Below are 14,654 nucleotides of genomic sequence, written 5' to 3'. Positions count from 1 at the left end.
CACATGTCTTTGCCAGAAAGCTCTCCCGCAAAAATTGCCGGATTCAACACCCGCGCCGTGCATGCCGGCCAGGAGTTCGAGCCGCGCACCGGCGCCGTCGTGCCGCCGGTGCACTTCTCCACCACCTATGCCCAGGAAGCGATCGGTGTGCTCCGGGCAGGGTACGAATACGGCCGCGGGACCAACCCCACCCGTGACTCGCTGCAGGAACAGCTCGCCGCCCTGGAAGGCGGAACCGCCGCGTTCTCCTTCAGCTCCGGCCTGGCCGCGGAGGACTCCATGATCCGGGCCCTCACCCGCCCCGGTGACCACATTGTGCTCGGCAACGACGCCTACGGCGGCACCTACCGGCTGATCGCCCGGGTGCTGGGGGAGTGGGGCATCGGCAACACCCCGGTGGACATGTCCAATCTCGACGCCGTCGCCAAGGCCGTGGCAGCGAACAAGACCCGCCTCGTCTGGGTGGAGACTCCGTCGAACCCGATGATGAAGATCACCGACATCGAGGCCCTCGCCAACGTGGCGCACGACGCCGGCGCCCTCCTCGTGGTGGACAACACCTTCGCCTCGCCGTACCTGCAGAACCCGCTGGCCCTCGGCGCCGACATCGTGGTGCACTCCACGACAAAGTACATCGGCGGCCACTCCGACGTCGTCGGCGGCGCCATCATCGTCAACGACGCGGAACTGGCCGAGAAGATCGGCTTCGTGCAGTTCGCCGTCGGAGCTGTCTCGGGCCCGATGGATGCCTTCCTCACCACCCGCGGTCTCAAGACCCTCGGCGTCCGGATGGACCGGCACAGCGACAACGCCCAGGCCGTGGCCGAGTGGCTGCTGCAGCGCCCCGAGGTGGAGGCCGTGCTGTACCCGGGACTGCCCTCGCACCCCGGGCACGAGCTGGCCAGGAAACAGATGAAGAAGTTCGGCGGGATGATCTCCGTGCAGTTCAAGGGCGGCGAGACGGCGGCACGCAAGGTGGCCGAATCGACCTCCGTGTTCACCCTCGCGGAGTCCCTGGGCGGCATCGAATCCCTGATGAACTACCCCTCGGAGATGACGCACGCCTCGGTCAAGGGCACCGAGTTGGCCGTCCCGGTCAACCTGATCCGGCTCTCCTGCGGCATCGAGGACGTCGAGGACCTGATCGCCGACCTCGAGCAGGCTTTCTCGCAGATTGACGCTGCGGCCGGCGAGCCAGGCAGCTAAGCACCCGTGACAACCACCACCAGGGCCACGCCCTCAACCACGCGCGGATGGCTCGCGACGGCGGCCGGCGCGCTCTCCGTCGTCGCCGCCCTGGTGGTGCTGTACTCCGCCTACGATCCGCTGCTGAACGATTTTGAGGTCTATTTCTACGGCGGCAGCCGGGTGCTCCAGACCGGAGAGACCGGCGTCAACGAGCTCTACGCGGCACGGGACGGGCTGCCGTTCACCTACCCGCCGTTCGCCGCGCTGCTGTTCGCGGCCATGGCGACGCTGGGCCAGGGCGGCGGCGGCCTGGTGTTCACCGCCACGGCGCTGCTGGGCGCCGGAATCGTGTCCGCCTGGCTCGCACGGCACTACTTCCGCCTCGGCGGCTGGAAGAACGCGTTCGCCGACTGGCGGTTCCGGGCCGCGGCCCTGGCCGGCACCGCCGCGATCCTGCTCCTGGGGCCCTGGCGCGACACCTTCGACTTCGGCCAGATCAACATCATCCTGATGGGCCTGATCCTGGCCGACTTCGCGCTCCACGGAAAAGCCCGGGCGGGGGAGATCCGCTGGCCCGCGGGGCTGCTGATCGGCGTCGCGGCCGGCATTAAGCTGACCCCGCTCGCTTTCGGGCTGTACTTCCTGGTCCGCCGCGATTTCAAGGCCCTCGGCTGGATGGCGGCCGGCTTCTTTGGCTCGATCGTCCTGGCCTGGGCCATCCTGCCCAACGCCTCGCTCACGTTCTGGACCAAGATCCTGCCCGACACCGGACGGATCGGCGGACCGGCCTATGTGGACAATCTCTCGGTCAAGGGCCTGCTGCTGCACCTGGGACTGCCGGATTCCGGGCTGACCAGCCTGGTGTGGCTGGTGCTCTCCCTGGCCCTGGCCGCGCTCGCCGCACTGGTGATCCGGTGGGCAGTGGACGCTGACGAGAACTTCGTGGCCGTCTCCGCCACCGCCGTGCTCATGCTCCTGATCAGCCCGGTGTCCTGGTCCCACCACTGGGTATGGATGGCCGTGGCGCTGCCCTGCATGGGATTCGCGATCCACCGGGTGCCGTCCCGGAACGGACGGATGCGCCTGGCCGGGTGGATCATTGTGGCGTTCTCAGCGCTCGCTTTCTACCTGACGCCCAAGTACCTGGCGGTCATGGCGGGGGCGGCCGAGTGGGGCAAGGACCCGCAGACCCAATGGCAACTCATAGTGGCGAGCCTGGGTGTGCTCTGCGGCATCGCCATGCTGGTGTACTGGGCGCTGGCCTACCGCCCGTCCCGCGCCGCGCTCCGCCAGCGGGCTTAGCGCCTCCGACTTTCCTGCCCGCCGGCCAGTCTGGTCCGGAAGCCATTGCCGCGCCCCGGCCTGCCGTGCCCCCGGCGCACCGCATGACTGCACTCGTGACCGGCGTCGGCCAGCTGGGTCAAGGCCCGACGGCGGCTTCTCCGCCTGACCGCCCCGGAGATCGCCGGACTGGGGCTTAACACTGCCGTGGTGGGCCAACCCGGGGCTAGCGGAAGGCGGCAAGCCCGGTGATGTGCTGGCCCAGGACCAAGGTGTGGACTTCGTCGGTGCCCTCGTAGGTGCGCACCGACTCGAGGTTGGCGGCATGCCGGAGCGGCGAATAGTCCAGGGTGATGCCGTTCCCGCCCAGGATGGTCCGGGCCTCGCGGGCGATGGTGATGGCCTCGCGCACGTTGTTCAGTTTGCCCAGCGAGATCTGCTCGGGCCTCAGCTTCCCGGCGTCCTTGAGCCGGCCCAGCTGCAGCGCCAGCAGGATGCCCTTCTGGATCTCCACAAGCATGTTCACGAGTTTCTCCTGGGTCAGCTGGTACCCGGCGAGCGGCCTGCCGAACTGCAGCCGCTCCTGGGCGTACTTCAGCGCCGCCTCATAGGAGTCCCGGGCCGCACCCATCGCGCCCCACGCGATCCCATAGCGCGCCTCGTTGAGGCAGCTGAACGGGCCGCGCAGGCCGCGGGCTGCCGGAAGCAGGGCCTCCGGGCCCAGCCGGACGCCGTCGAACGCGACATCGCACTGGATTGAGGCGCGCATCGAGAGTTTCTGACCGATCGGGGTCGCGGTGACCCCGGGCGTGCCGGCGGGGACCAGGAACCCGTGGACACCGTCGTCGGTCATCGCCCAGACGACCAGCACGTCCGCCACCGAGGCGAGTCCGATCCAGCGCTTGGTGCCGTCCAGGATCCAGCCGGCGCCGTCGCCGGTGCCATCGCGGCGGGCGAAGGTTTTCATGGAGGCAGGGTCCGAGCCGGCGGTGGGCTCGGTCAGCGCGAAGCTGCCGATGAGTTCGCCGGCGGCCATCCGGGGGAGCCATTCCTGTTTCTGTTCCTCGGAGCCCCACTTGTGGATGGCGGTCATTGCCAGTGAACCCTGCACGGAGACGAAGGTGCGGATGCCGGAATCGCCAGCCTCAAGTTCCATCGCCGCCAGGCCGTATTCGACGGCCGAGCGGCCCGGGCAGCCGTAGCCCTCCAGGTGCATGCCCAGGACCCCGAGTTCCCCCAGCTCCGGGGCCAGCTCCAGCGGGAAGACGCCTGCGTCGTACCAGGCCGCAATGCCCGGGCGGATCCGCTGGTCCGTGAAATCGCGGACCCGTTGCCGGACGGCCAGTTCCCCGGCACTGAGCAGGGAATCGATCGCCAGGACGTCGGACACCTCGGGAATCTCAGACCCGGGGGCAAAATCAGCCTCATTGCTCATTCCAGCATCCTACGGTCTCGGCCCGGCAGTCGTCCCGGCCCGGCCTTCCCTCCCAGTTACTTCCGGACACCGGCCCGGAACCCGGCCAACACGCCGGTGTCGCCGAGCATTTGCGGGGTGCGCGGGAAAGTAACCGGGCAGGAGCGTCGCACTGGCGGCCGCGCTGAGGTCGGTGATCGTCATGGTGCGGACCTTCCGTCGGTGGGTGCTCTCAACCGGGACTCGCACAAGATCGATGGAAGCCACCCAGACGGAGGCGCAGCGTCTGACCACGCCTCTGGACATAAATGTGCGGCCGGACAACCTCGGCGGACGTGGTCGAGCCGGCTTCGCATCCACCGGTGTCGCATCCGCCGACTGCGCATCCATTGGACGAAGATGGCCGCTATGGCGGCGGGATAGCGGCCACTTGCGGCGAATCGGTGGGTGCGGACGTCTGCTGGGGCCGTGGTGGCGGCGACTGCGCATCGATTGGACGAAGATGGCCGCTTTGGGGGCGGGTTAGCGGCCACTTGTGGCGAATCGGTGGGTGAGGGGCGTCCGCTGGGGCCGTGGTGGCGGCGACTGCGCATCGATTGGACGAAGATGGCCGCTTTGGGGGGCGGGATAGCGGCCACTTGCGGCGAATCGTCGGCCCCGAGGCGGCGGCGGCAAGAGCGCATAACCGTGCCGGCGCCTGCGGGGGACATGTCCCGTGGGCGGGCCCGGGGGCTCAGGCCTACACTGGTGCCATGGACACCGCCTCTGTTCTCGCCGTCTGCCGCGTACACCAGTTGCTGGAGGACCCCGGAAGCGTCGGCGTGACAGCAATCGACAAACGGCCCGTCGCCGGACCGGTCAGGGTGCACAAGCTCGGTCTGCGCGGTGACGTCCAGGCCAGCCGCGTCCACCACGGCGGCGAAGACCAGGCGCTCTATGCGTACTCCCAGGACGACGCCGACTACTGGGCAGCTGAGCTCGGCCGTGAACTCCCGCCGGGGATCTTCGGTGAGAACCTGCGGATCGCCGGCATCAGCGCCACCAACGCCATCATTGGCGAACGCTGGAAAATCGGGCTCGACGTCGAAGTCGAGGTGACCTCGCCCCGCACGCCCTGCGCCACCTTCCAGCGCCGCATGCGGGAGCCGCACTGGGTGAAACGGTTTGGCGACGCCGGGCGGATCGGGACCTACCTTCGGGTGGTGCGGGTCGGCAGCATCCAGGCCGGGGACCACATCCACCGGATCTTCCTCCCCACCCATGGAGTCACCATCGGCAAATGGTTCAGCGATCCCACGGTGGAGGACATGGAGGCACTGCGGGACGCCGACGCCGACGGTGAGATCCGCCTCCAGCCGGAGTACCGCGGGGAGTTCGAGAAGCTGCAGCGCCGCCTCGGCGTGTAGCCTGCGGGTGCCCGTGTGCGCAAGCTCACCGCCGTTGTAGGCCCCCGGGTTACCCATGGGAGGATCCATGCCCTACAATTGAACTATCCCCCACTCCGGAAATCCCTTATTTCCTGCCCAATTCTTGAGGCAAGACTGGTAAGTGTTGGGGCCCGCGCAATTGGGATGCGGGCATTTTCATAGGGAGAGCCGGCTAAAGAAAACGCTGTACAGACTGCTGGGATAGCAGCCAAGAGTTGCAGCGGGAAGTCCTGCCACGGGATTGCGAAAGCGCCGGGCTTCTATGTGACCGGCCGGTCAAAGTATGCCCGGCAATTTAGTGTCACGCGTACTGCGGCTCCGCTCACCTCGGGTTGTGCCGCTTGGCCCCTATGGATGAGGATATTTCACCTATGCCCGAAACTCAGAACAACTCCGTCGAAACCGAAAACATTCAGAGCGACGTCGAGACTTCTGAAACGGCTGCCCCCGCAGCCGGCTCCGCCCCGGTATTCACCGAGGCTCCTGCTCCCGTGGAGGTTCCGGCTGCTGCCGAGACCGCACCGCAGGCTGACACCCAGACCGCAGTCGAGGCTGAGACCCAGACCTCGGCAGACGCTGAGACCAAGGCCGCACCGGCCAAGGACGAAGTCGAAGATGAGGGCGTCAAGTTCGTTGACCTCGGCATCGACGCCCGTGTCCTGGCTGCCCTGCAGGACGTCGGCTACGAGAAGCCGTCCCCGATCCAGGCAGCAACCATCCCGCTGCTGCTCGAAGGCCGCGACGTCGTGGGCCTGGCCCAGACCGGCACCGGTAAGACTGCAGCATTCGCAGTACCGGCGCTGTCCCGTCTGGCCGAGCTCCACGACCTCAACGGCCCGTCCCGCAAGACCCAGGCCCTGGTGCTTGCTCCGACCCGTGAGCTCGCACTCCAGGTCGCCGAGGCCTTCACCTCCTATGCCAAGCACATCGACGACTTCACCGTCCTCCCGGTGTACGGCGGCTCCGCTTACGGCCCCCAGCTCGCCGGACTGCGCCGCGGCGCACAGGTGGTTGTCGGCACCCCCGGCCGCGTGATCGACCACATCTCCAAGGGCTCACTCGACCTGTCCGAACTCCAGTACCTGGTGCTGGACGAGGCTGACGAGATGCTCCGCATGGGCTTCGCCGAGGACGTCGAGCAGATCTTCCAGCAGACCCCCGAGGGACGCCAGGTTGCCCTGTTCTCCGCCACGATGCCGAGCCAGATCCGCCGGTTGTCCAAGCAGTACCTGAACAACCCGGCCGAGGTCCAGGTCAAGTCCAAGACCACGACCGGCGCTAACACCCGCCAGCGTTACCTGCAGGTCATGGGCCCGCACAAGCTTGACGCGCTTACCCGCATCCTCGAGGTCGAAGAGTTCGAGGGCGTCATCGCCTTCGTGCGCACCAAGATGGCTACCGAGGACCTGGCCGAGAAGCTGCGTGCACGTGGTTTCCAGGCTGCCGCCATCAACGGCGACATCCCGCAGCAGCAGCGCGAGCGCACGGTCGAGGCCCTGCGCGACGGCAAGATCGACATCCTGGTCGCCACCGACGTCGCGGCCCGCGGCCTTGACGTGGAGCGCGTCAGCCACGTGGTCAACTACGACATCCCCCACGACACCGAGTCCTACGTGCACCGCATTGGCCGTACCGGCCGTGCAGGCCGTTCCGGTGACGCGATCCTGTTTATGACGCCGCGCGAGAAGTACCTGCTGCGGTCCATCGAAAAGGCGACCCGCCAGCCGGTCGAGCAGATGCACCTGCCCACCGCCGAGTCGGTCAACACACTGCGCCTGGGCAAGTTCGCCGAGCGCATCACCGAGACGCTCGAGTCCGAGGATGTTGCGGCGTTCCGCGACCTCATCTCCTCCTACGAGGAAGAGCACAACGTGCCGGCCTCGGAGATTGCTGCTGCACTGGCTGTTATGGCCCAGGGCGGCCAGCCGCTCCTGGTCAAGGAACTGCCTGCAGCTCCTGAGTACCAGAAGCGCGAACGCGCCAAGGACGGCTTCGGCTCACGCGGCCCGACCCGCACGCTGACCGAGGGCAACGCCACCTACCGGATCGCCGTCGGACGCCGTCAGCGCGTTATGCCGGGTTCCATCGTTGGCGCCATTGCCAACGAGGGCGGCATCTCCTCGGCCCAGATTGGCGGCATCGACATCCGCGCGGACCACTCCCTCGTGGAGCTCCCGGCAGACCTGAGCGCCGACCAGCTGAAGGCTCTGTCCCGCACCCGGATCGGCGGCGAGCTGATCCACCTCGAGCTGGACAACGGCCGCAAGCCCTCCGGCGAACGCAGCAGCTACCAGGGTGGCGGCCAGGGCGGCAGCCGCGGCGGGTTCTCCGGCGGCGGCGACCGCGGCGGCGACCGTGGCGGCAACTTCAAGGGCAACGGCGGCTTCAAGCGCGAGTTCCGCAAGACCGACGGCGAGCGGTCCTCCGCTGACCGTGGCGGACGCTCGTTCAGCGACCGCAACGAGCGTGGCGTCGGCACCGACGCGGCCCGCAAGCCGCGCACCGAAGGCGGCTTCAAGCCCCGCAACAAGTGGTAGCCATCAGCTGCTAAGCACTGATTCACCCTGAGAACGGGCCGGCCCTTGAGCCGGCCCGTTCTTGGTTAAGTTCGCTTGGTCACATACGGGTCGTCCGGCCGTGCCGAAGGGCTGCCCGGGGGCCCCGCAGGACCTCCGGCACCCTGTATTTGCGCCAATTTTGACGCACGCAGAGCCTTCCCGGCGCCGATTTGTTGGGAGGGGAATCTTCCGGTAAAGTATTTACTCGTTGCCCCCCTAGCTCAGTGGTAGAGCGCGTTCTTGGTAAGAACGAGGTCACCGGATCGATTCCGGTGGGGGGCTCTGAATGAGGGCCTGTGTCAAGGCGGTTTTTGACCGGCTTAGCGCAGGTTTTCCTCATTTATGGCGGCGTAGCTCAGTTGGTTAGAGCGCACGACTCATAATCGTGAGGTCGGGAGATCGAGCCTCCCCGCCGCTACAGGTAACACCCCGGAATCCTTGCGATTCCGGGGGTTTTCTGTTTTAACCCCCGTTGCCCTATCACTCGGAGTGCTTCCGGCCCGCCCGTAAGCAACCAGGCGTGACAGCGCAGCGGGCGCGGGCCGGGGTTGTGGGACAGAATAGGTCCATGACGCGAATCGCAATCATTGGCGGCCACGGCAAGGTGGCTTTGGAACTGTCCCGCATCCTCGCCGGGGAGGGGGCGGAGGTTACGTCGTTCATCCGTAACCCGGACCACCGGGAGGACGTCGCGGCAACGGGCGCCACTCCAGTTGTCCTGGATGTTGAACATTCGACGACGGCGGAGCTCGCCGAGGCGCTCCGGAACCACGACGCCGTGGTCTGGTCCGCCGGTGCCGGCGGCGGCAGCCCCGAGCGGACCTACGCGGTGGACAGGGACGCCGCCATCCGGTCGATGGATGCTGCGGCCGAAGCCGGCGTCCGGCGGTACATTATGGTCTCCTATCTTGGCGCCGGGCCGGATCACGGGATCCCCGAGGAGAACAGCTTCTTCGCCTACGCCGAGGCCAAGGCAGCCGCGGATGCCTACCTGCGCGGAACGGGCCTGGACTGGACCATCCTGGGCCCGGGAGCGCTCACCGACGGGCCAGGCAACGGCCTGATCGACGTCAACCCCGGGGAGGGCTCCGGCGGCCGGGAAACAGCCCGAGCCAACGTGGCACTCGTCGCGGCGGCGGTGCTGGGACTGCCCTCAACGGCCGGCCGCACCATCGAGTTCCGGGACGGCACGCTGCCGCTCGCGGCCGCCCTGGAACCCGTGAGTTAGTTCCCCTACGGCTACGGCTACGGCCACGGCCTTACGTCCCTACGTCCCGGGCTCCAACTCCAGCTCCAGTGCGTTCGCCTCGACGTAGTCCAGGGCATGCCGGATGGCGCCCACGGTGACGATCGCGTCGCCCAGCGGCGAGACCGTCACGCGCGGCGGCGTGGCGGTGAAGCGGGGGAGCAGGGCGGTGATGCCGGGCAGCAGCGCCCCCGCCGATTCAGCCACGGCGCCGCCTATCACCACTTGTTCGGGGTTGATGAAGCTCGCCACGGAGGCAATGACCCGTGCCATCCGGTCAGAGATCCGGTCGAGGATGGCCACTGCCGCGGGATCGCCGGCGGCGGCATCTTCAAAGACACGCCGCGCGCTGGCCTCACCTCCTGCGGAAGGCCCGCCCCCGGCGGCGGACCACTGCCTGGCCAGGCTGGCGATGCCGTCGGTGGAGCCCACGCCCTGCACCAGTTCCAGGTACCCCATTTCACCGGCCGCGCCGCCGCGGCCGTGCAGCAGCCGACCGGACTCCATCACCCCCGCGCCCAGCCGTTCCCCGGCCAGCAGCACCACGAGGTCGTCGACGCCGGCGCCGGAACCGCGCCAGCGTTCGCCGAGTGCGGCGAGGTTGGCGTCGTTCTCGAGCAGCACCGTCCAGCCGTGCAGCTCCCTCAGCGCCGAGCGGAGCCCGACGTCGAACAGGCTCCAGAAGTGCTGGGCGACGAGCACCTTGCCGTCGCGGTCCACGGGCGCGGCGATGCCCGCCCCCACGGCGAGGACCCTGCCCGGGCTGGTCCCGGCGGCCGCCAGCGCCCGGCAGCAGGTCCGGTCGACGACGTCGATCCTCTCCTCCGCGGGGATGTCAGCGGCCCGGAAGCTATCGCTGGAGCGTCCGACGACGGTGCCGCGGAGGTCCGCCACGGCCGCGGTGGTGGTGGCTGCTCCGATGTCCAGGCCGAGGACGAATCCTGCCCTCGAGTTGAGCTCGAAGCGCCGGGCGGGGCGTCCCTTGCGCGGACTCCAGGGCTGTCCCTCATCGCGGGCGTCCAGCTCGCGGATCCAGCCCCGACGGATCAGGTCCTCACAGACGGAAATGACCGTGGCCCGCGTCAGCCCGGTCCGGGCCATCAGCTCCGTGCCCGTGGCCACCTCGGTATTCCGGATGACGCCGAGCACCGACTGGGCGTTCACCCGGCGCAGCAGCTGGGGCGTGGCGGCGGCGTGCGGAATAGGAATGTTGACCTCCCCGTCCGTCCGGACCCATAATTGTTCAGGCAATATATTTAGCTTGTATCTAAAATACCAGAACCCAGTTCCGAATCCCGGAGGATCACCCCTTGTCCAACACCGCCACGCTGGCAACCCTGTCCGGTTCCGATCTCGCCGCCGATCCCAACTGGTGGCGCCAGGCAGCCGTGTACCAGATCTACCCGCGCAGCTTCTATGACTCCAACGGTGACGGCCTCGGCGACATCAAGGGCATCACGGCCAAGGTCCCGTACCTGAAGGGACTCGGGATCGATGCCGTCTGGCTCAGCCCCTTCTACCCGTCCGCCCTCGCCGACGGCGGCTACGACGTCGATGACTACCGCGATGTGGACCCCAAGCTCGGGACGCTGGAGGACTTCGATGAGATGTCCGCCGCCCTGCACGCGGCCGGCATCAAGCTGATCGCCGACATCGTCCCGAACCACTCCTCGAACCGCCACGTCTGGTTCCAGGAAGCCCTCGCGTCCCCCCGCGGCTCCGACGCCCGGGAGCGCTACATCTTCCGGGACGGCAAGGGCGACAACGGTGAGATTCCGCCGTCGGACTGGGAATCCGTCTTCGGCGGCCCGGCCTGGGAACGCATCACCGAGCCCGACGGCACCCCCGGCCAGTGGTACATGCACATCTTTGCCAAGGAACAGCCGGACCTGAACTGGTCCAACCGCGAAATTCGCGACGATTTCCTCACCACCCTGCGCTTCTGGTCCGACCGCGGCGTGGACGGCTTCCGGGTCGACGTGGCGCACGCCCTGACCAAGGACCTGACCGAGCCGCTGCTCTCCAAGGTCGAGCTCAGCCCGGCAGGTTCCGGGGCGGACGGCCACGACGACGGCTCGCACCCGTTCTGGGACCGCGACGAGGTCCACGAGATCTACGTCGAATGGCGCGAGGTCTTCAACGAATACAACCCGCCGCGCACCGCCGTCGCCGAAGCCTGGGTCCACGCCAACCGCCGCGGCCGCTACGCGAGCCCGCAGGGCCTGGGCCAGGCCTTCAACTTCGACCTGCTGCAGGCCGACTTCGACGCCGAGGAGTTCCGCGAAATCATCACCCGGAACCTGGCTGAGGCCACCGAATCCGGCGCCTCCTCCACCTGGGTGTTTTCCAACCACGACGTCGTCCGCCACGCCACGCGCTACGGCCTGCCGCAGGGCGGCGGCAGGCACGCCAAGGGCCAGGACGGCAAGGGCTGGCTGCTCGCCGGCGCCCCGGCCCAGGAACTCGACATCGAGCTCGGACTGCGCCGGGCCCGCGCGGCCACCCAGCTGATGCTGGCGCTGCCGGGTTCCGCCTACCTCTACCAGGGTGAGGAGCTTGGACTGCAGGAGGTCGCGGAGATTCCCGACGCCGACCGCCAGGACCCGACCTTCTTCCGCAACAAGGGCGTCGAGATCGGCCGCGACGGTTGCCGCGTCCCGCTGCCCTGGACCGCCGAGGGGCACTCGTTCGGGTTCGGCGACAACGGCGCGCACCTGCCGCAGCCGGCCTGGTTCGGCAGCTACGCCGTCGCGGCCGAGGACGGGGTGGAAGGGTCCACCCTGGAGTTCTACCGGAAGGCGCTGACGCTGCGCCGTGACCTGCAGACCTCGGAGGAACTTCAGTGGCACACGGCCGCCCCGGGGGTGCTGCACTTCAGCCGCCCGGGCGGCTGGCAGACCGTGACCAACTTCGGCGACGAGCCCGTGGAGCTGCCCGCCGGCGAGGTGCTGCTCAGCAGCGGACCGCTGGACGGGAACCTCCTGCCCGGCAGCACCACCGTCTGGCTGCGGTGAACCCGCCGGACGGCGGGGAATCCACCGGACAGCCCGCCCGGGGACCCTCGCCGGCCCAGGAGCTGATATATGGCTGCATGGGCCTGGGCGGCAGCTGGTCGTCGGAGCCGCACTCGTCCGCGCACGTGGACGAGGCGGCGGCCGCCGTCGACGCCGCCCTGGAGGTTGGCATCACCCTGTTCGACCATGCCGATATCTACCGTGGCGGCAAGTCGGAAGCGGTTTTTGGCGAGGTGCTGGCGCAGACATCCGGCCTGCGCGAGCGCATCCGGCTGCAGACCAAGTGCGGCATCCGGCTCAACGAACAGGGCCTGGAGACGCATTACGACCTGAGCCGGAATGCCATCCTGGCCAGGGTCAACGAAAGCCTCAGCAGGCTCCGCACGGACTACGTGGACGTCCTGATGCTCCACCGCCCCGATCCGCTGATGGACCCCGCCGAGGTTGCCTCCGCCGTCGGGCAGCTGATGGCCGAAGGCAAAGTCCGGGCGCTGGGTGTGTCCAACATGTCCGGGGCGCAGATCGAGGTGCTGCAGGACCGGCTCGAGACGCCGGTGGCCGCGAACCAGCTGGAGATGAGCCTGTTCAAACGCGCCTGGCTGGAGAGCACGGTGCTGGTCAACCACGCGGAGGGAACGGACTACAGCTTCCCGCATGGCACCGTGGAGCACTGTGTCCGGCACGGGATCACCCTGCAGGCCTACGGCTCCCTGGCGCGGGGGCTCTACACCGGGGCTCCGGCCGCAGCGCCGTCGTCCGCGGAGGAGGCCACCGCCAGGCGGGTGGCTGAGCTGGCGGCGGCGAAGGGAACGACAGGGGAGTCGGTCCTGCTCGGCTGGCTGATGAAGCACCCGGCCGGTATCGCCCCCGTGATCGGCACCGCCAACCCGGACCGCATCCGCGCCTGCGCAGACGCGGCCGGGGTCGCCGCGGGCATGACCCGGGCCGAATGGTACCGGCTCTGGGTCACGGCGCGCGGCAGCAACATCCCCTAGCCGCCCCGGCTGCCCCACCCAAGTAACTGGCAGCGGGGGCCGTTTCGAGCCCTGAAAACGGCCCCTGCTGCGAGTCAGATGGGCGGGGACCACTTGATTTTGGTCGTATTGGTCGCCCCGCATGGCCTGAAAACTTCGCGGGGAACACCCTGGAACGGATAGCGTAGATACATGACTTCCACCACCACCGCCGGGACCATCCGGCCCCAACGCAACATCCCCGCTGAAATCGCCCGCTCCTGGCTGCTGGTCAACGCAATGAAGCCCGAGCTGTTCGACCAGTCGGCCGTGTCCCGCGCGGACGCCATCATCCTGGACATCGAGGACGCGGTGGACCCCTCCCAGAAGGACGCCGCCCGCGGCAACGTTGTGGACTGGCTGACCGCCGGCGGCAGCGCCTGGGTCCGGATCAACGACGCCACGAGCCCCTTCTGGGCCGATGACCTCGCCGGGCTCCGCGGCACCCCCGGCCTGCTCGGCGTGATGCTCGCCAAGACCGAGTCCGCGGACCAGGTCACCGAGAGCTTCCACCGCATGGATGGCAAGACGCCGGTCATCCCGCTGGTCGAATCCGCCGTCGGCATCGAGGAAGCCAACAACATCGCCAAGGCCCAGGGCGCGTTCCGGCTGGCCTTCGGCTCGGGCGACTTCCGCCGCGACACGGGCATGGCCGCCACCGCCGAGGCCATGGCCTACCCGCGCGCCAAGCTGGTCGTGGCCAGCCGCGTCGGGAACCTGCCGGGCCCCATCGACGGCCCCACCGTCGGGACCAACCACCCCATCCTCCGCGAGCAGACCGGGATCACCGTGATGATGGGCATGACCGGCAAACTCTGCCTCGCGATTGACCAGACCCACGTCATCAACGAGGTCATCAGCCCGACCCCGTCCGACGTCGCCTGGGCCACTGACTTCATGGCCGACTTCGAGGCCAGCGGCCGCGTCATCCGCGACGGCTCCGACCTGCCCCGCCTGGGCCGCGCCGAGAAGATCATGAAGCTCGCGGTAGCCTTTGGCGTGCAGCCGGCGCTCTAGCCAGCCCGAACCAAGGAGGCCCCGTGACCGATACCCGTTATCCGGTCCACGGGGTCTTTTGGCAGCACTGCTGTTCGGAGGCGCACGTAGGGCGCTGAAAGCAGGCCCTGCTCCAACTCTTCAGTTCCCGCCCCAGGGAACGGACGTTCGCTCAGCGCGCTTCGTCGCGCGAACCGGGACCATCGGCCCTATTCCCTGGCAGCGGGATCGGTGACGCTGGCGGCAGAGTATCGCCCACCGAGGGTGGGCCTGAGAGGTCCTTGCGATAACACCCGGTCCAGGCTCCAGCGGGCTTCGCCGTCGCAGCGGGCGTGGGCCGCTGAATCTGGGGGGAACATCGATGCCAAGGTACTTCTTATCGAACAGCCGGAGACGCGGCGCCCTGCTCAGCTCCGGCGTGGCCGCTGCGGCAGTGAGCCTGCTGTTCCTCTCGGGGTGCACATCTGGACCACCAGGCAGTCCGGCGTCTCCGGGCAGCAGCCCGTCGTCACCGGGC

General features: G+C 68.3%; 10 protein-coding genes and 2 tRNA genes. 10 read left to right on the top strand and 2 right to left on the bottom strand.

Annotation, left to right across the window (positions count from 1 at the left end):
• The first annotated feature begins 3 nt into the window (after window positions 1-3).
• Complete coding sequence (locus tag ASPU41_RS01205; RefSeq protein ID WP_069949357.1) at window positions 4-1,206, top strand: cystathionine gamma-synthase; 1,203 nt, start codon at window positions 4-6, stop codon at window positions 1,204-1,206.
• 6 nt (window positions 1,207-1,212) lie between these two features.
• The gene (locus ASPU41_RS01200) at window positions 1,213-2,490 is read left to right on the top strand and encodes a glycosyltransferase 87 family protein (protein WP_069949356.1); all 1,278 of its coding nucleotides are present in this window, start codon (window positions 1,213-1,215) and stop codon (window positions 2,488-2,490) included.
• 205 nt (window positions 2,491-2,695) lie between these two features.
• On the opposite strand, the gene ASPU41_RS01195 is transcribed toward ASPU41_RS01200, so the two are convergent.
• Complete coding sequence (locus tag ASPU41_RS01195) at window positions 2,696-3,904, bottom strand: acyl-CoA dehydrogenase family protein (RefSeq protein ID WP_069949355.1); 1,209 nt, start codon at window positions 3,902-3,904, stop codon at window positions 2,696-2,698.
• A 731-nt stretch (window positions 3,905-4,635) separates the two neighbouring features.
• On the opposite strand from ASPU41_RS01195, the gene ASPU41_RS01190 reads away from it, so the two are divergent.
• From ASPU41_RS01190 to ASPU41_RS01170, 5 genes are all read left to right on the top strand, one after another.
• Window positions 4,636-5,289, top strand: coding sequence for an MOSC domain-containing protein (locus ASPU41_RS01190; protein ID WP_069949354.1), 654 nt, complete (start codon window positions 4,636-4,638; stop codon window positions 5,287-5,289).
• Between the two features lie 392 nt (window positions 5,290-5,681).
• Window positions 5,682-7,847 carry a DEAD/DEAH box helicase gene (locus ASPU41_RS01185; RefSeq protein WP_069949353.1) on the top strand — a complete coding sequence of 722 codons (2,166 nt, stop codon included), beginning with the start codon at window positions 5,682-5,684 and terminating at the stop codon, window positions 7,845-7,847.
• Between the two features lie 231 nt (window positions 7,848-8,078).
• Window positions 8,079-8,150: transfer RNA gene (locus tag ASPU41_RS01180), tRNA-Thr, on the top strand.
• A 62-nt stretch (window positions 8,151-8,212) separates the two neighbouring features.
• A tRNA-Met gene (locus tag ASPU41_RS01175) sits at window positions 8,213-8,286 on the top strand.
• Between the two features lie 150 nt (window positions 8,287-8,436).
• Window positions 8,437-9,096, top strand: a complete 660-nt coding sequence (locus tag ASPU41_RS01170; RefSeq protein ID WP_069949352.1) for an NAD(P)H-binding protein — start codon at window positions 8,437-8,439, stop codon at window positions 9,094-9,096.
• Window positions 9,097-9,135: 39 nt separating this feature from the next.
• On the opposite strand, the gene ASPU41_RS01165 is transcribed toward ASPU41_RS01170, so the two are convergent.
• A complete protein-coding gene (locus ASPU41_RS01165) occupies window positions 9,136-10,317 on the bottom strand; it encodes an ROK family transcriptional regulator (protein WP_069952394.1) in 1,182 nt (393 codons plus the stop codon).
• Between the two features lie 107 nt (window positions 10,318-10,424).
• Between ASPU41_RS01165 and ASPU41_RS01160 the strand changes: the two genes are divergently transcribed.
• From ASPU41_RS01160 to ASPU41_RS01150, 3 genes are all read left to right on the top strand, one after another.
• Window positions 10,425-12,128 (top strand): glycoside hydrolase family 13 protein, encoded by a 1,704-nt coding sequence (locus ASPU41_RS01160; RefSeq protein ID WP_069949351.1) that lies wholly within the window; start codon window positions 10,425-10,427, stop codon window positions 12,126-12,128.
• A gap of 77 nt (window positions 12,129-12,205) precedes the next feature.
• Window positions 12,206-13,123 (top strand): aldo/keto reductase, encoded by a 918-nt coding sequence (locus tag ASPU41_RS01155; RefSeq protein WP_069949350.1) that lies wholly within the window; start codon window positions 12,206-12,208, stop codon window positions 13,121-13,123.
• 171 nt (window positions 13,124-13,294) lie between these two features.
• Window positions 13,295-14,158 (top strand): HpcH/HpaI aldolase/citrate lyase family protein, encoded by an 864-nt coding sequence (locus tag ASPU41_RS01150; RefSeq protein ID WP_069949349.1) that lies wholly within the window; start codon window positions 13,295-13,297, stop codon window positions 14,156-14,158.
• Window positions 14,159-14,654 lie beyond the last annotated feature (496 nt).

It is taken from the genome of Arthrobacter sp. U41, assembly GCF_001750145.1.
Taxonomy (GTDB): domain Bacteria; phylum Actinomycetota; class Actinomycetes; order Actinomycetales; family Micrococcaceae; genus Arthrobacter.
This window is presented reverse-complemented; position numbering and strand designations above follow the sequence as displayed.